Annotated in this window: 26 protein-coding genes and 3 pseudogenes; 23 read left to right on the top strand and 6 right to left on the bottom strand. The window is 44.1% G+C overall.

The window, feature by feature from the left end:
• Nucleotides 1-99 precede the first annotated feature (99 nt).
• Both BTA31_RS03705 and BTA31_RS03710 read left to right on the top strand, forming a co-directional pair.
• Nucleotides 100-426, top strand: coding sequence for a YuzD family protein (locus BTA31_RS03705; RefSeq protein WP_043928599.1), 327 nt, complete (start codon nt 100-102; stop codon nt 424-426).
• A gap of 113 nt (nt 427-539) precedes the next feature.
• Nucleotides 540-806: a hypothetical protein gene (locus BTA31_RS03710; protein ID WP_076788927.1), complete on the top strand. Its 267-nt coding sequence runs from the start codon at nt 540-542 to the stop codon at nt 804-806.
• A gap of 18 nt (nt 807-824) precedes the next feature.
• Here the strand turns inward: BTA31_RS03710 and BTA31_RS03715 are convergent, their stop codons facing one another.
• On the bottom strand, nt 825-1,325 hold the full coding sequence (locus BTA31_RS03715) for a phenolic acid decarboxylase (RefSeq protein ID WP_035337626.1): 501 nt from the start codon (nt 1,323-1,325) through the stop codon (nt 825-827).
• A gap of 275 nt (nt 1,326-1,600) precedes the next feature.
• On the opposite strand from BTA31_RS03715, the gene BTA31_RS03720 reads away from it, so the two are divergent.
• The 7 genes and pseudogenes from BTA31_RS03720 to BTA31_RS03750 all read left to right on the top strand — a co-directional run bounded on the left by BTA31_RS03720 (nt 1,601) and on the right by BTA31_RS03750 (nt 5,613).
• Nucleotides 1,601-2,707: a response regulator aspartate phosphatase gene (locus tag BTA31_RS03720; RefSeq protein WP_076788928.1), complete on the top strand. Its 1,107-nt coding sequence runs from the start codon at nt 1,601-1,603 to the stop codon at nt 2,705-2,707.
• Between the two features lie 5 nt (nt 2,708-2,712).
• Nucleotides 2,713-2,895 carry a hypothetical protein gene (locus BTA31_RS03725; RefSeq protein WP_239693136.1) on the top strand — a complete coding sequence of 61 codons (183 nt, stop codon included), beginning with the start codon at nt 2,713-2,715 and terminating at the stop codon, nt 2,893-2,895.
• 345 nt (nt 2,896-3,240) lie between these two features.
• The gene (locus BTA31_RS03730; protein WP_076788930.1) at nt 3,241-3,612 is read left to right on the top strand and encodes an iron chaperone; all 372 of its coding nucleotides are present in this window, start codon (nt 3,241-3,243) and stop codon (nt 3,610-3,612) included.
• A gap of 197 nt (nt 3,613-3,809) precedes the next feature.
• Nucleotides 3,810-4,043 (top strand): annotated as a pseudogene (locus tag BTA31_RS03735) (phage holin).
• A 51-nt stretch (nt 4,044-4,094) separates the two neighbouring features.
• A pseudogene (locus tag BTA31_RS03740) lies at nt 4,095-4,412 on the top strand (N-acetylmuramoyl-L-alanine amidase); the annotation flags it as partial.
• 222 nt (nt 4,413-4,634) lie between these two features.
• Entirely contained in the window at nt 4,635-5,090 is a 456-nt protein-coding gene (locus tag BTA31_RS03745) for a MarR family winged helix-turn-helix transcriptional regulator (RefSeq protein ID WP_076788931.1), read from the top strand.
• 196 nt (nt 5,091-5,286) lie between these two features.
• Nucleotides 5,287-5,613, top strand: coding sequence for an antibiotic biosynthesis monooxygenase (locus BTA31_RS03750; protein WP_076788932.1), 327 nt, complete (start codon nt 5,287-5,289; stop codon nt 5,611-5,613).
• A 432-nt stretch (nt 5,614-6,045) separates the two neighbouring features.
• Here the strand turns inward: BTA31_RS03750 and BTA31_RS03755 are convergent, their stop codons facing one another.
• Nucleotides 6,046-7,113 (bottom strand): NAD(P)/FAD-dependent oxidoreductase, encoded by a 1,068-nt coding sequence (locus tag BTA31_RS03755; protein WP_076788933.1) that lies wholly within the window; start codon nt 7,111-7,113, stop codon nt 6,046-6,048.
• A 272-nt stretch (nt 7,114-7,385) separates the two neighbouring features.
• On the opposite strand from BTA31_RS03755, the gene BTA31_RS03760 reads away from it, so the two are divergent.
• The 5 genes and pseudogenes from BTA31_RS03760 to BTA31_RS03780 all read left to right on the top strand — a co-directional run.
• On the top strand, nt 7,386-7,622 hold the full coding sequence (locus BTA31_RS03760; RefSeq protein WP_003184941.1) for a YuzB family protein: 237 nt from the start codon (nt 7,386-7,388) through the stop codon (nt 7,620-7,622).
• A gap of 156 nt (nt 7,623-7,778) precedes the next feature.
• A complete protein-coding gene (locus BTA31_RS03765; RefSeq protein ID WP_043927715.1) occupies nt 7,779-8,996 on the top strand; it encodes a NupC/NupG family nucleoside CNT transporter in 1,218 nt (405 codons plus the stop codon).
• 127 nt (nt 8,997-9,123) lie between these two features.
• Entirely contained in the window at nt 9,124-9,981 is an 858-nt protein-coding gene (gene dapF, locus BTA31_RS03770; RefSeq protein ID WP_076788934.1) for a diaminopimelate epimerase, read from the top strand.
• A gap of 79 nt (nt 9,982-10,060) precedes the next feature.
• A complete protein-coding gene (locus BTA31_RS03775; RefSeq protein WP_020452825.1) occupies nt 10,061-10,426 on the top strand; it encodes a HesB/IscA family protein in 366 nt (121 codons plus the stop codon).
• Nucleotides 10,427-10,528: 102 nt separating this feature from the next.
• Nucleotides 10,529-11,003, top strand: a pseudogene (locus tag BTA31_RS03780) (GNAT family protein); the annotation flags it as partial.
• A gap of 110 nt (nt 11,004-11,113) precedes the next feature.
• Here BTA31_RS03780 and BTA31_RS03785 read toward each other — a convergent pair.
• Nucleotides 11,114-11,338 carry a cold-shock protein gene (locus BTA31_RS03785; RefSeq protein ID WP_043927713.1) on the bottom strand — a complete coding sequence of 75 codons (225 nt, stop codon included), beginning with the start codon at nt 11,336-11,338 and terminating at the stop codon, nt 11,114-11,116.
• A gap of 141 nt (nt 11,339-11,479) precedes the next feature.
• Here BTA31_RS03785 and BTA31_RS03790 point away from each other — a divergent pair, with 141 nt between their 5' ends.
• Nucleotides 11,480-11,680 carry a hypothetical protein gene (locus tag BTA31_RS03790; protein WP_020452822.1) on the top strand — a complete coding sequence of 67 codons (201 nt, stop codon included), beginning with the start codon at nt 11,480-11,482 and terminating at the stop codon, nt 11,678-11,680.
• Nucleotides 11,681-11,714: 34 nt separating this feature from the next.
• Here the strand turns inward: BTA31_RS03790 and yumC are convergent, their stop codons facing one another.
• On the bottom strand, nt 11,715-12,713 hold the full coding sequence (gene yumC / locus BTA31_RS03795; RefSeq protein ID WP_076788935.1) for a ferredoxin--NADP reductase 2: 999 nt from the start codon (nt 12,711-12,713) through the stop codon (nt 11,715-11,717).
• A gap of 338 nt (nt 12,714-13,051) precedes the next feature.
• Between yumC and BTA31_RS03800 the strand changes: the two genes are divergently transcribed.
• From BTA31_RS03800 to BTA31_RS03810, 4 genes are all read left to right on the top strand, one after another.
• A complete protein-coding gene (locus BTA31_RS03800) occupies nt 13,052-14,269 on the top strand; it encodes an NAD(P)/FAD-dependent oxidoreductase (RefSeq protein ID WP_162274284.1) in 1,218 nt (405 codons plus the stop codon).
• 188 nt (nt 14,270-14,457) lie between these two features.
• Nucleotides 14,458-14,586, top strand: a complete 129-nt coding sequence (locus BTA31_RS22830; protein ID WP_003184925.1) for a YuiA family protein — start codon at nt 14,458-14,460, stop codon at nt 14,584-14,586.
• Between the two features lie 74 nt (nt 14,587-14,660).
• Nucleotides 14,661-14,981 (top strand): YuiB family protein, encoded by a 321-nt coding sequence (locus BTA31_RS03805; protein WP_011198260.1) that lies wholly within the window; start codon nt 14,661-14,663, stop codon nt 14,979-14,981.
• A 133-nt stretch (nt 14,982-15,114) separates the two neighbouring features.
• The gene (locus tag BTA31_RS03810) at nt 15,115-15,780 is read left to right on the top strand and encodes a 3D domain-containing protein (protein WP_275667464.1); all 666 of its coding nucleotides are present in this window, start codon (nt 15,115-15,117) and stop codon (nt 15,778-15,780) included.
• Nucleotides 15,781-15,823: 43 nt separating this feature from the next.
• Here BTA31_RS03810 and BTA31_RS03815 read toward each other — a convergent pair whose 3' ends face one another.
• Nucleotides 15,824-16,300, bottom strand: coding sequence for a divergent PAP2 family protein (locus tag BTA31_RS03815; protein WP_043927710.1), 477 nt, complete (start codon nt 16,298-16,300; stop codon nt 15,824-15,826).
• 165 nt (nt 16,301-16,465) lie between these two features.
• On the opposite strand from BTA31_RS03815, the gene BTA31_RS03820 reads away from it, so the two are divergent.
• Nucleotides 16,466-17,956, top strand: coding sequence for a leucyl aminopeptidase (locus BTA31_RS03820; protein WP_076788936.1), 1,491 nt, complete (start codon nt 16,466-16,468; stop codon nt 17,954-17,956).
• Nucleotides 17,957-18,107: 151 nt separating this feature from the next.
• Complete coding sequence (locus BTA31_RS03825) at nt 18,108-19,436, top strand: Na+/H+ antiporter family protein (RefSeq protein WP_076788937.1); 1,329 nt, start codon at nt 18,108-18,110, stop codon at nt 19,434-19,436.
• A gap of 80 nt (nt 19,437-19,516) precedes the next feature.
• Here BTA31_RS03825 and BTA31_RS03830 read toward each other — a convergent pair whose 3' ends face one another.
• Nucleotides 19,517-20,113 carry a biotin transporter BioY gene (locus BTA31_RS03830; protein WP_076788938.1) on the bottom strand — a complete coding sequence of 199 codons (597 nt, stop codon included), beginning with the start codon at nt 20,111-20,113 and terminating at the stop codon, nt 19,517-19,519.
• Between the two features lie 104 nt (nt 20,114-20,217).
• On the opposite strand from BTA31_RS03830, the gene BTA31_RS03835 reads away from it, so the two are divergent.
• Nucleotides 20,218-20,811 (top strand): sulfite oxidase-like oxidoreductase, encoded by a 594-nt coding sequence (locus tag BTA31_RS03835; RefSeq protein ID WP_076788939.1) that lies wholly within the window; start codon nt 20,218-20,220, stop codon nt 20,809-20,811.
• 14 nt (nt 20,812-20,825) lie between these two features.
• Nucleotides 20,826-21,071, top strand: a complete 246-nt coding sequence (locus tag BTA31_RS03840) for a hypothetical protein (RefSeq protein WP_076788940.1) — start codon at nt 20,826-20,828, stop codon at nt 21,069-21,071.
• Nucleotides 21,072-21,073: the final 2 nt, after the last annotated feature.

The following is a 21,073-nucleotide window of genomic DNA, read 5'->3' on the forward strand; positions in this document are numbered from 1 at the left end:
CATATTTGCCGGCAAAGACAAAAAACGATTTTCATTTCAATATGGAGCGGATGGACAAAATAGAATAAAATAAAGATAAAGAGAAAGGAGCTGCCGCTGATGAAAAAACAAGCCGAGCTTTTTGTTTACGGAGCCGACGTTCTTTGTCCAAGCTGTGTGAACCTTCCGTCATCAAAAGAAACGTATGAGTGGCTTGAAGCCGCCCTGAAAAGAAAATATCCCGACCAGCCTTTCTCAATCACGTACATTGATATCCATCAGCCGCCGGAAAATGATCCTGAAAAACAGGAAATCACCGAAAAAATCCTGAACGACGAATATTTTTATCCGCTCGTCATGGTCGGTGATCAAGTGGTCGGCGAAGGAAATCCGAAGCTGAAAGACGTGTATAAAGAAATGGAAAAGCAAGGATATAAGCCTGCATGATAAACAGCAAGGGACAGACATGCCCCTTGCTGTTTTATTTTTTATGATTGTACTTTTCTTAAACCGGACAGACTAACTACCAGCCGGAACATCAATTAGGAGGGATAGCAAGCATGTCCAGTATTGAAGGACAAATCATGTCAGGCGATTTTGATGACGAAATGAATGTTTTTTCATTAAAGAAAATTAAGCAGTTTCAAACGCAGACAAGTCTGAAAGAAAACCAGCTTAGGGCTTTGCAGCACTATTTAAGGCAGCATGAGCACGACGAGGGCGGACAGATCATCACCCTTTACGACCAAATGCTTGTGCCTTTATCGCAAGATGATATAAAGGCGCTGCTGCATGACTTAACAAAAGTCCAGTCATTATATCATTAACGAAAAGCCTTTTTCCCCTTATACTCGTTTTCCGGCTCTGATGTCATCCGTCATTCCGGGATAAGGGGCTTTTGAAATCAGATCTTCATTATCGATTCCGGCATTTTCAATGAATGTGATGTCGGCGAATTCCGGTACGACATATTTTGGATACGTCTCATATTTTTCGCGCGATTCCTCCATTAAGTCGATGTGGTCATTTTGATAGCAGACTGTGATATCAGGGCGTTCATGAACCCATTTAGGGAAGAAGATGATGCCGTGCATCCGCTTTTCATTCGGCATGAAGTTCAAGGAAACGTCAGTCCCTGTCGGTTCTGTCCATGATACTTTATAGACGCCTTCAGTCAGCTTGACGATATCGGTTTTTTGATCGCGAACCCAGCGTCCCCCAACCATTCCGCTGTGAATGCGGTAATCGATGGTATGGTCATTTTTAATGTAGATTTCATATTCCCATCCGTTTTCATACGTATAGATCATATGGCTTCCTACAAACTCTTTGACATCTTGATTCATATGAACCGCTCCTTATTTGTTTATTGTAAATAAAAACATGTTGATATTTACATATATAATTATAAAATGTCGCCAAAAACGATGTCAAACGAAAATACTTCCTGAGAGATTTGCATAAATACAGAAGATTGTTACGATTAATGTCAGAATTTTGAGTTATCTTAGGAAATTATGCCAATATTTAGAAAAGTGATTGTCAAAAAATAAGCGATTCTGTAAAATGAAAAACAACCCATAAAAAGGAAATGAGATGGGAAGAAAGGAAGGATAAACGATTGAAGACAAAAATTGCGTATGAGGAAGTCGCAGGAATGCTTAATCAATGGTATGTCATGATCAAGCGTCACGAAGTAGCACAAGCGGTCTCGATTAAATACGACATTGAGCACCGGCTACCGAATATGGAAGAGAATCAAGATCTGCTTCTTTATTTTAATCTTTTAGACTATCGGCACAAGCTGTTGACAGAGGAGTTTGCCGCTTCCAACAAACTGTTCGAGGATATTCAGGAGCAAAAAGCAGATATGCAAAGCACAGATGACATGATCGAATACTATTATTTCTTTTTCGCAGGCATGTACGAATTTCATAGGAAGGATTATACAAATGCAATCAATTATTATAAATTAGCCGAGGAAAAGCTCAGGACAATCCCCGATCAAATCGAAATCGCCGAATTTCATTACAAACTGGCTATCGCCTACTACCAAATCAAACAAAATTTCCTCTCCTTAAACCATGCGAAAACAGCTCTAAAAACCTTCAAAGCACATGATGATTACATTCAAAAAGCGATCAGCAACGATATGCTGATCGGAGCAAATAAACTCGATTTATTTCGTTTTGATGAAGCCGAACAGCATTACAAGCAAGCTCTTAAAGACGCGGCACTGATCAAGCATCATGTTCTCCTCGGCATGGCTCACCACAACTTAGGATTGAGCTATGTCAATCGTAATCTCCTCACCTTGGCCGAACATCATTTCAAAGAAGCGCTGCTTATCAAAGAGCATGAAGAATCGGTTTACGGCATTCACTCCATGTTCGAATTGACACATGTGCTGTACAAATCAAATCTTGTCAAAGAAGCCCGCAAATTGTATGAAAAAGGATTTTTCCGTGCGGAAAAAGCAGGAGAAAGGGAATATTTGTCGAAATTTAAACTTATTCATGCTCTGTATGATGAACAGGATCCAATTACGGTTGAACATGCTTTAGAATATCTTAAAACGATCAATCTCTGGACAGATGTAGCGGAATTAACATTTGATATCGCACTTTACTATAAAGAAAATGGAGACGCAGACAAAGCTGCCGAATATTTTGAAGAGTCTCATCATGCAAGAGACCAAATTCTGAAAAGAACGGAGGAGTTAAAGTGAAAAAGATGATCACCGTTGCGTTGACTGCCGTCTTTGCCAGCCTTGTCGTTTTAAGTTTTACGTCTCAGCCGAAGGGAAATGCCGAGTTTGCCGGTCGCGCCATTTTTCTTGACGATAAGCCGGCTCAGCTGATGGCGGGCAGAGCGATCTTTCTCGACAGTTTTGACGGAAAATCGCCAGCCGCCTGACAAAACACCGCATAACCTTGCTTGTCACCGGACAAGCTCTCAAAAAGCGCCGCCAGTGGCGCTTTTTTTTATGAAAAAAAGTACAACCGGTGTCCCTGCAAATCGCTTGCGAAGATTAAAAATGTGAAACAAATGACAGGGATGGTGCTCACCGGCGAAGGGGGAGCTTTTTTGGTTGAAGTCTTTTGAAAAATCTGCTCGATTTATGGTGCTTGTCATTCTATAAATCCTTATAATAGTCTTAACGCCAATGTGAGGCATGCTTTAGACAGGATGCAGAGGAAAATCATATCATTCAAACAGCACAATTTAGCATGAAATCATTTTTATTTAGGAGGGGGCAACATGGAAGTTTTTGAAGAATATTTAGCGGGAATTGATCATCCGGAACATCGGGCCCGGATGGAAGAAGTGTTGGGTTGGGTAGCGGAGACATTTCCAAATTTAACGCCGAAAATCGCCTGGAATCAGCCTATGTTTACCGATCACGGCACATTTATTATCGGCTTTAGCGTAGCGAAAAATCACCTGGCTGTTGCCCCCGAAAGTGCAGGAATTGATCGGTTTACTGAAGAAATCGTGCAGGCCGGCTATGATCATACGAAGCAGCTTGTCCGTTTCCGCTGGGATCGTCCGGTTGATTTTTCATTACTTCAGAAAATGATTGAGTTTAATATTGCGGATAAGGCGGACTGTTCAACTTTTTGGCGGAAATAAAAAGCCAAAAATAAGGGGCATTCTCTCATGAAGGCGAGAGAGCGCCCCGTTAAGCGATCCCTTCACCGAATAATGGATTTCACCTCATATTTTAAGAAAAGGGGCCCCTCTATCAGCCGTGGAATCTCCATTTTTGAACGTCATGATCAGCAGATTATCTCTATCAATGGAAAACTGAACAAGATCGAGGAAAACAAATGAAAAACTTAGATTCAAAGGCACGGTCGTCCAGACGGTGCTTCTTTTTATTGCATTGATAAACCAGACATTGATCATGTTTGGAAAGTCAGCTTTGCCTATCAGCGAGGACCAGGTCAATACGCTGGCCGACTCTTTGTACGTCTGTGGTCGCTTGGTTTAAAAACAACTATGACACTGGCAAAGGAAAGCTGCAAAAAGAGGCTTTGAAACAAAAGGGATTAACAAAATGAGGTTGCCGGCTGGCAGCCTTTTTTATTTAAAACAAAATAGGAGGGGTTCAAATGGTTAAAGTCGTGAAAAATTTTGTAAAAGTCAATCAATATACCCGACCAGGGCTGAAGTTGGCAGGAGTGAAAGGGATTGTCATGCACTGGACGGCTGCTCCTGGCGCGTCCGCACTGAATGAGCGGAATTATTTCAATGGCACATGTATCGTTGATAAACGTTACGCGTCAGCCCATTATTTTGCGGACCATAAAGAAGCGCAGCACATTATTATCCCTGAAAATGAGGTGGTCTATCATGCACATGACCAAAATCGCTGTTACGTGAGTTTCCTTAAACCGAACGCTAACACAAAGTCGATCAGCGTTGAAATTGCACATATAAACCTAATTTTAAGGATCTTCATCATTTTTTATATATGTTAAAAACATTTCATATAATAAGGCTTATCAGAAGAAAAAGTGTAAACCAATTGAGTAAAAATAGGTTTAAGCTTTTTTCTTTTTTGATCATTCGAGCAGTAAACAAAGTCTATTCATCGGGTATAAAAAGTGTCATAATTCTTATGTAGATGGTTAATCGTAAGGAGCATAAAAATGAAACGTGATATAAACAATAATCAAGATAAAAAAAATAAATTAGATGAATTTCAGGAGGTATTTGAAACCGTTTTTCGGAAATTAAAAAAACAGAATGAATTCTTTCCTAAGACCAAATACAAGCTTTCTGACGGTCATATATTGGTTCTGATGTATCTTTCTAAAAAAGAAACTTCTACGGTTTCCGATATTACTTCTTATTTAGGTATTACTTCAGGAGGCGGGACGGTTCTTACCGATGCCCTTTTAAAACATAATTTGATTACTCGTACTAGGTCAGAAACCGATAGACGAGTGATCAAATTATCTCTCACAAAAGAAGGAAAAAATATCGTTGACCAAATTATAAAACAGAGAACTAAAATGTTTGTTCAACTCTTTGATGGCATTGAACAGGAGGATATCCAAAAGATTATTAATATATTCTATAAATTAGATGATATATTAACGTAGTTTGGTTGTACGCCTAATGATTTGGAGGATTTGATAAAAACCTTCGTTAATGAGAATTATTTTCATTGACGAAGGTTTTTATTTGTGATAAATTTCAAATAGTTAATATCTTATTTAATAAGATAATTATTCAGTAAGGTATTGACTTAGTACCTCATTTTATTCTCAAATTTAAACAATAGGAGTGAATTTGCTTATGTTTATCAGTCAAGCTTGTTTTGAAGGTGATAAAACAAATGAACATAAAATCATCGCAAAACTTCAGAAAACAATGAATGAAACATTCAACACACCAGGGTTAGTATCCGTTGATTGCTGGTTGAAAGAAAATAAGGATCGTGTTGAATATGTATTTGTTACAAAGTGGGAAAGTAAAGATCACTTTAAAACATGGGTAACAAGAGAAGACCATGTTGAAGAACATAAAGAAATGAATAAGCAAAAACAACAAGGACAACAAGGAGAAGTGAAAATTAAAAAGACTCTTCGCCAATATCAAGTAGTAGACGTGACTTCCTTATAATTTTCAAGTGAATTTAACGCTGGAATCATGATAGTGTTTCTACCTTTATTTCATTTATATTAGCCTCATTAAATTATGGGTATGTGAATGGTTTTCTGCACATGCTCCGGCAGCATCATGGCTGACCATTTGATTGATCCACGATCTTTTAGGTTTTCGTCTCTCATGTTGTTCATCTCCTCTTGGAAGATTGCACAGGAACAAGAAACAAATCCAAATATTCATGAATTGTTACTCTGTTCTCAGGCTAGGGAAAAGCACATGCTACAAAACGGTTAACATAAAAAAGCAGGCTTAATGCCTGCTTTTTTGAGAGTGAAAAAAACTAACAACTGCCTAACGGAAAAACGTTACTTTTCGAAATGATGCAGTTTTTTTAAAACTTAATATGGAAAAAACTTATATCAGGGTTTCATGAACATTCGCGAAACTCTACCCGTTATGATGCTTATACATCCAAAGCAAGCCGGATTTCAGCAAGCGAGGCACTCTGCCGATCAACGGTCGTTCGGCAACTAAACCGAACCCGGCTTTTTTGCCGAGTGAACCGAGGACGCCTTTCAGCTTGAATTTTGGCATCGTTTCAGGAAGAGGTTCGCCTTTCCAGCGCAGTTCAAGCACTTGGACGATTTGTTCCGCCTGGGCTTCAGCCAGCTGTGCGCTCGGCGCGTGAGGCAGGCTTGCACAGTCGCCGACAACATAAACGTGTTCGTCTCCCGGCAGGTTATGGTGCGGCGTCAGGACGACACGCCCTTGCGGATCTTTTTCCACATCGAGATCCCGAACGACTTGATTCGGCTGTATCCCCGCTGTCCAGACGATGGCATCGGCGTGAATCGGGTCGTCATGATTGTAGACGATGCCTTCTTCCACCTTTGTAATATTGGCGCAGTTGATAATCTTGACGCCGTGCTCTTCAAACCAGCTTTGAACATATTTGCTCAAACGCTTCGGGAAGCTCGATAAAATTAATTCTCCCCGGTCAAAAAGGATGATGTTCAAATCCTTTCGGCTTTCCCTCAGCTCGCTCGCAAGCTCAACGCCGCTCAGTCCTGCCCCGACGATCGCAACGGTGGCTTCCGCATTTAAGTTGTTGAGCGCCTGGTACGTGCTGCGTGATTGATCGATTGTCTGAATGCTGTAGGTATGTTCAGGCGCCCCGGGAACATTGTGATATTTATCTTCACAGCCGAGTCCGATGACGGTGTCATCATAAGATATCGGCTCTCTGTCATGAAACAAAACCTTCTTCCCTTCCAAATCAACAGACGAAATCGTCCCGTATTCAATCTTTAACTTCGGGTGATCCGGGAAGGACACTCTGATATGATGATCGGAAATCGTCCCCGCAGCCAGTGCGTAGTACTCCGTTTTCAAACAATGGTAAGGGTTTCTGTCGATTAAAGTGATCATCACATCATCTGGCAGCTGATTAGGCAACAAACGATGAATGATGCGCATATTTCCGTACCCGCCGCCGAGCAAGACTAAATTTCTCATTGGTAATTCCCCTTTTCCCCTCAGATTAAGAAACTCACCTTTTACACTGCAAAAATAAAAAACTATGTAAATACCCTCTAGAATTATATCTAATTTGATGTAAAATCACAATATTTCTCGGGAAAATAACCTACATATCCGCCTCGAATTGATAATTAGTAAAACTCTTTAAAGTATTAATATGTTACAAAAGCTTTATTCGCCAGCCTTAAACTTTTGACTATTGAAACGTAAATAGGGTACGATAAAAAAGCGATGTGAGGTGAAAAAAAGTGTTTCCAATCGTTGAGTTTTGCGTCAGCAATCTTGCCCAAGGTTCTCAGGAAGCAAAAGAAATATTGGAAAAAGATCCGAATTTGGACGTTGTCGAATACGGATGCCTGAGTTACTGCGGACAATGCATGCAGACCATGTATGCTCTTGTAAACGGAGAAATGGTGACAGCGAATAATCCGGCTGAATTAGTCGAAAATATATACAAGTTCATTGATGAAAATGAACTCATTTAAAAACGGGGTCATCTTGGTGATCTCGTTTTTTCATGTGAAGTCTTTATTTGAAAGGGTTTACATAAAAAGAGAAAAAATTCGTAAAAATTTTTGTGGACAGGCCAATCATTAATTGTTATCTTAATTAAAGTTTAAAAAATAATAAGAGGTGTGGTCATGAACATTTTATGGGGACTTCTTGGTATTCTGGCGATTTTCGCGATTGCTTTCCTGCTTTCTGAGCATAAACGCAAAATTAACATAAGAACGATTTTAATCGGTTTGGCGATTCAGCTCCTGTTCGGATTCATCGTTTTGAAATGGGAAATGGGACGGGAAGTGTTTCTATCGTTTACGAAAGCCGTTCAGCATCTTGTCAATTATGCGAATGAAGGGATCAGCTTTCTCTTCGGGCCTCTCTTACAAGTAGGCGACAGCGCTGCCTTTGCTTTAAGCGTTCTTCCTGTTATCATCTTCTTTTCATCGCTGATTGCGGTTCTTTACCACTTAGGCATCATGCAAATCATCATCCGCTTTATCGGAGGCGGATTGGCAAAACTGCTCGGAACAAGCAAAACGGAATCTCTTTCCGCAGCCGCCAATATCTTCGTTGGACAAACTGAGGCGCCGCTTGTGATTAAGCCGTTTATCGCCAACTTAACAAAATCGGAGCTGTTTGCCGTTATGACAGGCGGACTCGCATCAGTGGCCGGTTCTGTTTTGTTCGGTTACGCTCTTCTCGGGGTTCCTCTCGAATATTTGCTTGCAGCGAGCTTTATGGCTGCACCTGCGGGCTTGATTATGGCAAAAATGCTTATTCCCGAAACGGAAAAACCGAAAATTGAAGAAAAAGATATTCAAATGGCTGATGACGAAGACGCAGCAAATGTCATCGATGCCGCGGCAAAAGGGGCATCAACGGGTCTCTCTCTTGCTTTGAATGTCGGCGCGATGCTGCTTGCATTTGTTGCGTTGATTGCCGTTTTAAACGGAATTCTTGGAGGAATCGGCGGATGGTTCGGCTTTAAAGACCTTTCACTCGAATACATTCTCGGCTATGTATTTGCACCGCTTGCCTTTGTCATCGGCGTGCCATGGGATGAAGCGGTCCAGGCCGGTAGCTTTATCGGTCAAAAGCTCGTGCTGAATGAATTTGTCGCTTATTCCAATTTTGCTCCGATGTTTGATCAGCTTTCCGTCAAAACCGCTTCGATTATCAGCTTTGCGCTGTGCGGTTTCGCAAACCTGTCTTCTGTGGCGATTTTGCTCGGAGGATTGGGAGGAATGGCGCCGAGCCGCCGTTCCGATATCGCCCGTCTCGGCTTGAAAGCCGTTGCTGCCGGAACATTGGCCAACCTTACAAGCGCGGCGATCGCCGGTATGTTTATCGGATAACATGATAAAAGCTCCCTGCAAATGAAACGCAGGGAGCTTTTATGTATGAAAAACGGGGGATAGCCATATTGTATCCATCCCTTTCAGCTTTTATACTAGAAGAAAGTAAAAAAATGTGGAGGCGGCTATGAATTCTTTTCGTTTTACTAAAATGCACGGCTTAGGAAACAGCTATATATACGTCAATCAGTTTGAAGAACATCTCCCTGAGGAGCTGTTGTCAGATTTGGCCGTCAAAGTATCTTCCGTTTACACCGGAATCGGTTCAGACGGAATGATTCTCATCTGTCCTTCAGAGCGAGCGCCGGTTAAAATGAGGATTTTCAACAGCGACGGATCTGAAGGCAAAAACTGCGGAAACGGTTTGCGCTGCGTTGCAAAATACGCGTATGAACATAAACTGGTGAAGGAAACATCCTTTTTAATTGAAACCCTTTCGGGCTTGGTAAAGGCAGAGGTCGAGGTGAAAGAAGGAAAAGTTGTATCGGCTACAGTCGATATGGGCGAACCGCGCCTTCTCAAATCAGATATGCCGATGCGGGGTGAACAGGGTTCGCAGACGATCAATGAAAAGATGATATTCGGCGGCCGTGAAATGAAAGGTACCGCTGTATCCATGGGCAATCCCCACATCGTCTTTTATTTAGACGATATTGAAAAAGCCCCGCTGACGACGATGGGACCGCTCATTGAAAAAGATGAAAGGTTTCCGGAAGGGGTTAATGTAGAATTTGTTGAAGTCGAAAACGAGAAAGAACTCCATTTCCGCGTATGGGAAAGGGGTTCAGGAATTACCCAGGCATGTGGTACAGGCGCCTGCGCAGCCGCAGTGAGTTCAATACTCAACGGCTATTCCAAACGGGACACGGACATTACCGTCCATCTCGCCGGAGGCGATTTGATCATTCATTGGAAAAACGACGGACGCGTCATGATGACGGGACCCGCTGAAACGGTATGTGAAGGCGAGTTTTTTATATCATGAGTCGGTCCGTTTGAGAAATCGGACGTACGACTTTATAATAAAGATAAGGTACACATGAGTTTTCAGGAGGTGTAATGTTATGAGCGAAAAAACGGTTACGGTCACGGAAGCGGCTGCTCTTCATATCAAGGATATGATGAAAGAGCATGAAGAGGAGAACGCATTCTTGAGAATCGGAGTAAAAGGCGGCGGATGCAGCGGCCTGTCATACGGCATGGGTTTTGAACACGAAAAAAACGAAGACGACAATGAATTCGTCCAGCATGGAATTACAGTGCTTGTAGACCAAGAAAGCCTGGATATCATGAACGGTACGGTCATTGATTTTAAACAATCGATGATGGGCGGAGGCTTCACCATCGATAATCCAAACGCCATCGCTTCATGCGGCTGCGGATCATCATTCAGAACCGCAGTGAATGCAGGAAAGCCTGAAGAGTGCTGACATACCTGCATCAGGTCAACGATATGGAATGAGAAAAACGCCTTTCATCTCGATGCTTCATCGTGACGAAAAGGCGTTTTATTATGGTCTGGGTGAAAAGAAATGAAACTCGTATCAACGCTCAGCTTGTCAAAAGCGGACGTTACCGCATTTTTTCATACACATTGGGGAAGTCCGGACATGGTCAATTCACACGGAACATTCCGCTGCGATGAATTGGAAGGATTCGCTGTAACAGATGAAAAAGGCGATCATCAAAGGCCTGATTACGTACTTCATCGCTGGAAACGAATGTGAAGTTGTTTCCTTGGACAGTATTGCTAAATACAAAGGGATCGGCTCACTCTTTTTAAAAGAAGTGGAATGTGTTTCAAAGCGAAAACAGTGTAAATCGATTAAACTAATCACGACGAACGATAATATGCGGGCGTTTATGTTTGATCAAAAGAGGGGCTATACTTTGGCTATGTTGTATGTAAACGCAGTTGAAAAAGCAAGAAAAATAAAGCCTGAAATTCCCTTTGCTGCTGATAACGGCATTCCGATTCGGGATGAGATTCTTTTGGTAAAAGATTTAACATCATCTGTTTTCCGCTTCGCTCGGGAAAAGCCGCACGGAAGCAATGCAGCCACCCCGCTCAAGTGTTGAGCAAGGTTTTTGCAACGGGGCTTCCGGAACAATCGTGTTTATTTCTGGTTAAAGATGCGGTTGAGATTGCTCGTGTTGTTGGTGATCGAGGTGATATAGCGGCTTCCGCTTTCCATTTCCTGGTTGCACAGCGGGCATAGAGGGCGATCGCTGCTCGTGAAATTTTTTCTCATCCATCCGTTGCAGTCCTCAGCCGTACATTCCCACGTACTGATATCTTCCTTTGGCAGAGGCTCTTGATTGCGATTGTTGTAGTAAGACATATCGTCACTTCCTAACAAGGGTTTTTGGAGTTCATTTAAGAATATTTTGTGAATCTTAAGACATTCTATTCGTCAATTTGTTATTCTATACTGGACAGGTTTATTTAGAGTCCAAGCCCAGTAAAGAAAAGGGGTTCAACCATGGAAAAAATCAACTGCAGAAGCTGCGGCGGGCTTACGCCATACGATTCAAAAGTCTGTGAGGCATGCGGATGCGAAAAACCGCTTCCAAAAGCACAGAAAATTACGGACCGGATTGTCTTGACTGCGGCGGGAGTGGTCGGCATCTTAACAATTGTGCTGATTTTGGGAACGATTTTCTCATATTTGAATATCATATAATGAAAAGGAGCCGGTGTCAGGCTCCTTTTCATTTTTATTTGTTTTCAAACATGCTAGTAGAGTGCAGCGGCTGCACGCGCGCTTTAGGATCCATGTAAGCTTTTGCATTGTTGACAGCGGTCGGCGCTTCTCCAAATCCGCTCGCAATCAGCTTGACTTTCCCTTCGTATGTGCAGATATCGCCGGCTGCATAGAATCCCTCGATGTTCGTTTCCATTGTGGACTTGACGACGATCGAATTTTTCTCGATTTCAAGCCCCCAGTTTTTGATTGGTCCGAGAGATGAAACAAAGCCGAAGTTGACGATCACGTCGTCGACATCGATGATTTCTTTTCTCTCGCCTTTCACTTCCTCGATGACGATCTGTTCAATTCGCTCGCCGCCGATCAGCTCGGTCGGAACAAACGGTGTCAATACATTGACTTTAGAATTGTGCAGGTTTTCGACACTGTGCTCGTGAGCGCGGAATTTATCGCGGCGATGAATAATTGACACCTCTTTTGCGATCGGTTCCAGCATGAGCGCCCAGTCGACGGCGGAGTCGCCGCCGCCCAATACCGCAACGCGTTTGCCCGCAAATTGATTCAGATCATCTATAAAGTAATGAAGGTTTTCATTCTCGTATTGAGCCGCAGATTCAAGCTCGAGCTTTCTCGGCTGGAATGCTCCGTTTCCGGCTGTGATAATCACCGTTTTAGAATAGTGGATTTCTTTGTTGGTAACGAGCTTGAAAATACCGTCTGCTTGTTTTTCAACGCTTTCGACGGCTTGTTCCAGACAAACGGTCTGATCAAATTTCGCCATTTGCTCTTTTAAATTGTCGACGAGCTCCTGAGCGCGGATTTTAGGGAACCCGGCTACATCGTATATGTATTTTTCGGGATACAAAGCGGACAGCTGACCGCCGAGCTGCGGCAGGCTTTCGATCATTTTGACGCTCGCTTGCCGCATTCCGCCGTAAAATGCGGTAAACAAGCCGACAGGGCCGCCCCCGATAATTGTGATGTCATATACTTTTGAGTCTTCACGCATGAAAATAATGCCCCCTAAATGAAAATTGTTCTTAATTATATCATATCACATAAAATAAATACGAGCGCGCCTGTTTTTTTAGGAGCGGAAAATAATACCGTCCAAGCATATTTAACCTTGAAAAAGCAAATGCAAGCGGCTATGATGTAGTTGTGAACAATTTGTTAACGATTCGTGAATATTTTTCGTCGCACAGCCGAAGAACATTCCGTTGCTCGGCAAACTAAAGTGAAGGGTTTCACAAACTTTTTTTCATAAAAAGCCGGAAGCCGGCAGAAGATAACCCAAAGGCTATTTTTAATCCGGCTTAGCAGTAAAATACAGAAAAGGTGGATGTGATTCCGTTGAATAAGCCAAAAGTAGTAGTATTAGGTGCAGGTTATGGTGGTTTAATGACCGTTACGAGACTTGTTAAAAAAATCGGCATCAATGAAGCGGATATTACGCTTGTCAACAAGCACAATTACCATTATGAGACAACCTGGATGCACGAGGCGAGCGCAGGTACGCTTCATCATGACAGATGCCGCTATCAGATTAAAGACGTTATCAATACATCCCGTGTCAATTTCGTTCAGGATACGGTAAAGAAAATCGATAAAGAAGGAAAGAAAGTCGTCCTTGAAACCGGCGAGCTTAGTTACGACTATCTTGTCGTGGCGCTGGGGTCCGTCCCTGAAACTTTCGGAATTTCGGGATTGAAAGAGCATGCTTTCTCTATTTCAAACATTAATTCGTCCCGGCAGCTTCGCGAGCACATTGAATATCAGTTTGCGACGTATAACACAGAAGCCGAGAAGCGCCCGGAACGCCTGACGATCGTTGTCGGGGGAGCTGGTTTTACCGGCATTGAATTTTTGGGTGAACTGGGCAACCGCATTCCTGAGCTGTGCCGCGAATACGATATCGACCGCCAGCAGGTTCGTTTAATATGCGTGGAAGCCGCGCCGTCTGTTCTGCCGGGCTTTGAACCGGAGCTTGTCGATTATGCGGTCAACTACCTCGAAGGAAAAGGCGTTGAATTCAAAATCGGCACGGCCGTAAAAGAATGCACGCCTGACGGAATCATCGTCGGAAAAGACGATCAGAACGAAGAAATAAAAGCAGGCACTGTCGTATGGGCCGCAGGTGTCCGCGGCAACCCGATCATTGAAGAATCCGGCTTTGAAAACATGCGCGGCCGTGTGAAGGTAAAACCTGATCTGCGCGTTGAAGGCCATGATGATATATTTGTTATCGGAGACTGCTCACTGATCATAAATGAAGAAACCGAAAGGCCTTATCCGCCGACTGCGCAGATTTCCATGCAGCAGGGCGAAACGTGCGCAAACAATCTGGCCGCACTGATTCACGGTAAAGAAACGGAAACGTTCTCATTCGATAATAAAGGCTCTGTCGCTTCTCTCGGCGAACATGATGCAATCGGCGTCGCATTCGGCAGAAAGATGACAGGAACGACGGCATCCATGATGAAAAAAATCATCGACAACCGCTCGCTGTTCATGATCGGCGGGCCGGGACTTGTTCTGAAAAAAGGCAAGTTTAAATTTTTCTAATCCGAACCAAAGCCTGCAGCGGAAGCTGCGGGCTTTTTATTCGGGCTTAAAACTTCAAAAACGAAAGAAAAAGGAAGAAAGCTTCGCTTTTAAGCGCTTACATCAAATGATCTGTTATATTTTCTGACTTTATCATTGACAGTGTTCATGATATATTATCAGAAAATTAAGAAAAAGGTGTGTATCTGATGAAGACTACGTCAACCCATCGCCTTGAATCAACTTGTACATTCTGTTCAGGAAAAGGCTATTTTCAGCTTCTGCTCGGCGGTTCGGAAACGTGCAGCAACTGCAAGGGAACAGGAAAAGACCGCTGATCACAGCTTTCCAATGATTGACTCAAGTTCCTTCCCCAATGTACACTAAAAGAGGTGAATTGGGGGTGGAGGCTTTGATTAGTTTACCAGTTGTCATCATTTCAGTTGTCTTATTTTTCGTCCTGTTTTTCGGCATTGGTTTTCTGCTGAATATGCTGCTCAGGATGTCATGGATCATGGCTGTCATTTATCCAATTGTATGCCTTTTCATTGTGAATAAAGAAAAGCTGATTCGCTATGTAGAGGCGCCGGGAGAGGCATTTTCCGGCCTTTTTGACAGAGTGGCTTCTTTGGCTGCTGCCGATATCATCATTTTAGCCAGCGGAATGGCCGGAGCCCTGTTGTCGGGTGTTACGATCAAAGCGTTGCGAAAAAGGGGATATCAAATGTTTTAAGCCTTCTTCTTCAAGGGAGAGGGTTTTTTGAGTTTAATTTTTTCACTTTTCTTAAAACTTTTCTGCCATCTGAATATTTCTTTTTCTACTTGGAAACAACTAGATGGTGAGAGGAGTGGAAGAATTGAGAAAAGTGATGACAATGTTCCGGCGTTTCTTGATGACAGTTTTGTTTGTCCTTGCCTTTATGACGACCTTCTTTGCCGTTTCAGGTGTGGAAGCACAGGATATATCAAGCTGGGCAAAAGAACGCGATCTGTCCTTGAAACAGCTGATGCTCACCTTTAAATCACTTCCGGAAGAAAAAGTGGAAAAGACGTCTCTGTCTGCCGCAGAACAGATTAAAAACAAACCGAAATCGCTTGAAGATGCATTTGACTGGAGCAGGTATCCGAAGCAAAAAGTCACCGCGACCGGATATACAGCAGGAGCTGAATCGACGGGAAAACAGCCACATCATCCCGATTACGGGATTACATATTCGGGAGTCAAAGTAAAAAGAGATTTATATTCTACCGTTGCAGCCGACCCGTCGGTCTTTCCGATCGGCACGATATTGTTCATACCGGACTACGGCTATGGCGTTGTTGCGGATACCGGATCAGCCATTAAAGGGAACAGGCTCGATTTGTACTATGAGACGGTTGAGGATGTTTATAAAGAATGGGGCAAAAAAACACTTGATGTTTATGTCATTAAAAAAGGAAACGGCACCATTACCGAAAAGGATCTCCTGAAGCTGAATGAAAATAAATCGATGCAAGTATTCAGACAAAAATATAAAATGGCGAAAGAATAAGAAAAAACGTTTAAGACGCACAGGTCTTAAACGTTTTTTTGCTTTACATTAATAAATAATCGAGAAGCAGCGTCAGGGCAATGCCGGTCAAACCGCCGAAAAACACTTCAATCGGCTGATGGCCGAGCAGTTCCTTCAGCTTCTTCTGTTTTTCTTCCTGATGGCTTTTAGGGAAATCCTTCGCTTCGTTGACAAAGCGGTTAAAATCGCGGACAAGCCGGTTGATCACTGTTGCTTGTTCTCCGGCATGTCTTCTCACACCGGTTGCATCAAACATCGTAATAACGGCAAATATTGCGGAAACGGCGAACAAAGAAGAATCCATCCCGTGATCAAGAGCTACACCGGTTGAGAGCGCAGTAACGGCTGCTGAGTGTGAACTCGGCATTCCGCCCGTGCTTGTGATGAGCCGCCAATCCCATTTTTTCGAGACGACAAAGTAAATGGGAACCTTGATAAACTGAGCGAAAAAGATCGCGGCAAAGCTCGCCAGCAAAGGAAAATTTGTGAGGATTTCCATTTTGCAGAACATCCTTTCTATAAAGAAAATAGAGATGAATTCAGAAAAGCACGCAGTTATTTGCTAAAATATATAATATGAAACCCCATCGGGAAAAAATGTTTTTCCTATTATAACATTGTTGTTTCAATTTTACTCACTTTGCTGATAAGGAGCTGTGAACGCATGTTTTATGCCTTTAAAGATTTCGAAAAAAAAGAAACGCTTTTAATCGGACTGTTTAAAAAAAGCCGGCTGTACGGGAAGGCGGAAGAAATCGACCGCCTTTTAGACGGCCAGCTTTCTCAGCTGCTGAAAGACGGGGATGTATCTTCCAAAAAAGCGAAAGTGTCTAAAATATTTACCCCTTCCCTTCAGGGAGTCAAACGCATTTATATCGTCGGATTGGGCCGTGAAGCGGAATTTACCTTCGAGGATGCGAAGCAGTGCTTTGCCGAAGCTGTTCAGCTGATTCACAAAGATCGAAAGCAGGAGTTAACCGTCATGCTCGACAGCTTCGTATCTGAAGAGGTCCCAGCCGCTGACGCCGCACATGCATTGGCTGAATCGTGCATGCTGTCATGCTATGAAGTGCAGGATTACAAGCACAGATCAAATGTGCCTGATCAATGTCTGCAAAGCGTCTATGTTTTGACAGACCATGACCTGAAGGAAATTCAGGCGAGTCTGCACGTCGGGCAGGTGTACGGAAATGCGACGAATTCGGCGAGAACCCTCGTAAACATGCCGGGAAACATGCTGACAGCGGCGGATCTCGCATCATACGCCGCTGAATTGGCAGCAAAATACGAATTTGAATGTGAAATTCTTGAAAAGGCTGAAATGGAAGAGCTCGGGATGGGCGGTCTCCTCGCGGTCAACCAAGGATCAGAAGAGCCGCCGAAAATGATCGTCTTAAAATATCAGGGAAAAGAAACATGGGATGATGTCATCGGTTTAGTCGGCAAAGGGATCACGTTTGATACCGGCGGCTATTCGATTAAGACGAAGAGCGGGATTGTCGGCATGAAGTCCGATATGGGCGGAGCCGCCAGCGTTTTGGGAGCGATGGAAGCGATCGGCGAATTGAGACCGGAACAAAACGTGCTTGCCGTGATCCCGTCGACTGATAACATGATTTCGGGAAGCGCAATGAAGCCGGACGACGTCATCGTTTCCTTGAGCGGCAAGACGATTGAGATCTTGAATACAGACGCCGAAGGAAGATTGGCCCTCGCTGACGGACTGACATATGCGAAGCACCACGGAGCTTCCGTGTTGATCGATGTCGCGACACTGACCGGAGGTGTTGTCGTAGCTCTGGGAACGGAAACGACGGGAGCGATGACAAATCTTGATCCGCTTTATCAGCAGGTGAGACAGGCGGCTGAAGAAGCGGGAGAAGCGATTTGGCAGCTTCCGATTACAGAAAAAGATAAAAAAAGAGTGAAAAACAGCCAAATGGCCGATCTTAACAACTCGCCGGGCAGGGAAGGCCATGCGATTATGGCCGGAACGTTCCTCGGCGAATTCGCCGAGCAGACGCCATGGGTTCACCTTGACATCGCCGGAACGGCAACGACAGCTCAAAGCTCATGCTTTGGACCGAAAGGCGGAACGGGCGTGATGGTGAGAACGCTTGTCACGTTTGTCGAGCGGTTTTCGGGAAATTTGTAGGCTTTCATCCCCTTTGCTAGAAGGGGATTTTTTTATGGAGAAAACGCAGATGTTTCATTGACGCATTCACAAAACATGTGGTAATATACGTTCATTACTTTAATTATCTACTACATTAGCAAACTAAAGTGTTTGTTCGGAGGTTTCAAATATGAATGCAGTTGTGATTGCTGTTATTGTCATGCTTATATTAAGCCTGCTGCGGGTCAATGTTGTTCTTGCCTTGATTGTGGGCGCTCTTGCCGGCGGTCTGACGGGCGGGCTCGGTCTCGGCCAGACGGTCAACGTATTTACGGAAGGACTAGGAGGCAACGCAACCGTCGCCGTCAGCTACGCGCTCCTTGGTGCATTTGCGGTCGCTTTAACGAAAACGGGTCTTCCGGATGCCATGGTTGAAGCTGCTGTCAAGCTGATCGGCAAAGAAGGCGATACAAGGCGCAAAACCCTTTCAAAAGCGCTGATCGTCTTCGTGATTTTAATCATTTCTTGTATGTCTCAAAATGTCGTTCCGGTTCATATCGCATTTATTCCTGTTTTAATTCCGCCTTTATTGAAAATTTTGAATGAGCTGCAAGTGGATCGCCGTCTGATTGCGTGTGCGATGACATTCGGATTGACAGCTCCGTATGTTCTGCTTCCCGTCGGCTTCGGCCAGATTTTCCAGGGGATTTTGAAAGATAATATGAAAGACGCCGGTCTTTCGGTCACATTGGCTGATATTCCAATCGCCATGATCATCCCGATCGCGGGAATGATGGCCGGTTTGGCTGTTGCTGCTTTTGTGTACCGCAAACCGCGCACGTACGAAATGAAGGAAATCGCCGGTCAAAAATCGGCGGCCTATACGAAGAAAAGCCTTTCGATTGCCGTTTTGGCCATCGCTGTCTCATTAAGCGTACAGCTTTATTTGTCTCAGAGTTTGGATGTCGACGGAATGATCTTCGGCGCGCTCAGCGGTTTGGCGGTCTTGTTTTTAAGCGGAGCGATGAAACGCGGCGAAGCGGACGAATTGATCACGAACGGCATGAACATGATGGCGTTTATCGGATTTGTGATGCTGGCCGCAGCCGGTTTTGCCAATGTGCTTGAAAAAACGGGCGATGTCAAAGCGCTTGTTGAAGCGTCAACAGGTTTCATCAGCAATAATCAGGTGATCGGCGCATTGCTGATGCTGGTTGTCGGCTTATTGATCACAATGGGGATCGGTTCATCATTTGCGACGATTCCGATTATCGCAACGATATTTGTTCCGCTTTGCATGCAGCTTGGCTTCAGCCCGATGGCGACAATCGCCATTATCGGGACGGCGGCGGCTCTCGGAGACGCCGGTTCACCTGCGAGCGACAGTACGCTTGGCCCGACATCCGGCTTAAATGCAGACGGACAGCACCACCACATTTGGGACACCTGTGTTCCGACATTCATCTTCTATAATATTCCGCTGATTTTGTTCGGCTGGATCGCGGCGATTGTTCTTTAAAAAAATTCCCCTCGTTTTGAGGGGAATTTTTTTCTATGTTTGTTAAAATAAAAAGAGAACCGTACCACCTGCTCTCTTGATTAAAAAGTCGGGTTTCTTCTGAAGCCGGCGCCTTTTTGAACCGCCCGGAAAACCTTTGAGGCGAGCGCGGCGAGCAGAACGGAGAATGCCAAGTCTTTCACGAAGAACCAGGCCATCATCTTCCAAACGGCTGAATATGACAACGGTGTATTGAGCCAAGTGGAAAAAGCGAAATACGTATAGTTGACGCCGATCAGATAAATGATCAGCGTACCGATCAATGAAGCTGTGAAAAAGTGGCCTGTTTTCGGTTTTGATATTTTGTCCGTGATCCAGCCCGCGGCATAGGCGGCAGGAATATAGGATAGAATAAAGCCGGCGCTTCCTTTGAAAAGAACGGAAATACCGCCAGAAAAAGAAGCGAACACAGGAGCGCCTATAAAGCCGACTAACGCATAGACGATCATGGACAGCGCACCTAATTTGCGGCCGAGCAGAAGCCCGGCAAGCAGACAGAAGAAAGGCTGCATCGTAAGCGGAATACCGCCGATTTGCAGAAACGGGGCAAACGAAGTGATATTAGCGCCGATCCCCATCAGGGCGGCAAACATTCCGACAAGCGCCATATCAGCGGCGCGAAGTTTCTTTTTATTCATGAGCTTTGTTCCTCCTCGGTGATTCAACACAACTTTATCGTAAGAGATCACAAAATAGTTTGTCAACCACTTTTTAATAAAAGTTAACAAAGGGGGGTTCTTTCGTGTTTTTTGGAAAAACAAAAGCGCACAAGTCCGACAGAGTGCCTCCAAACCAAAATGTCACGACATCTTTTCCTGTTCTTCATGCAGGCGATGTTCCGGAATACGAAGACTTGTCAAAATGGAATTTGCAAATTTACGGACTTGTCGAACAGCCGCTCCTGCTGACATTGAATGATCTGCATGAAATGCCGCAAAGCGAAGTGTCCAATGACATTCATTGTGTAACAGGCTGGTCCAGGCTCGATAATGTCTGGGAAGGGATCAAGACAAGGGAGATCGCTGAAAGAGTAAAGCCGCTTCCTGAAGCCAAATTTGTCATCTTGCATGCAGAGAAAGGCTGGACGACGAATGTTCCGCTCGAAGACTTTTTGAAGGATTCGTCTCTTTTGGCCCATTCCCACAACGACGTCCCGCTCACGCCGGAGCACGGCTTTCCGCTCAGAGCGGTGATGCCTCATCTGTATTTTTGGAAAAGCGCCAAATGGCTGAGAGGCATCCAGTTTACAAAGGAAAACCATCCGGGCTTTTGGGAGAAAAACGGATACCATATGAGGGGAAACCCTTGGAAAGAAGAAAGGTACAGCTTTGATTAGCGGGGGAGGGTGAAATGTTTATCGTACAGCTGTTCATCTTTTTAATGCTGACCGTCTGTTTTTGGCTTCTCATTGCATCATTCAAGAAAAAGGCTTTTGCTGTTTTATTATTGCTGACGGCTGCGGCGGTTCTGTCGCTGTTTGCCGCAGCCGGCGATGTCTCAGACCGGACGCTGTGGGGAATTGTCCTGTTTGCGGCGATCCCTGTTTCTGCAATCGCGGCAAAGTTGTTTCAGGATCGGCGGAAAACGGAATCATAAAA

The sequence above is a fragment of the Bacillus haynesii genome, from assembly GCF_001969855.1.
Lineage (GTDB): Bacteria > Bacillota > Bacilli > Bacillales > Bacillaceae > Bacillus > Bacillus haynesii.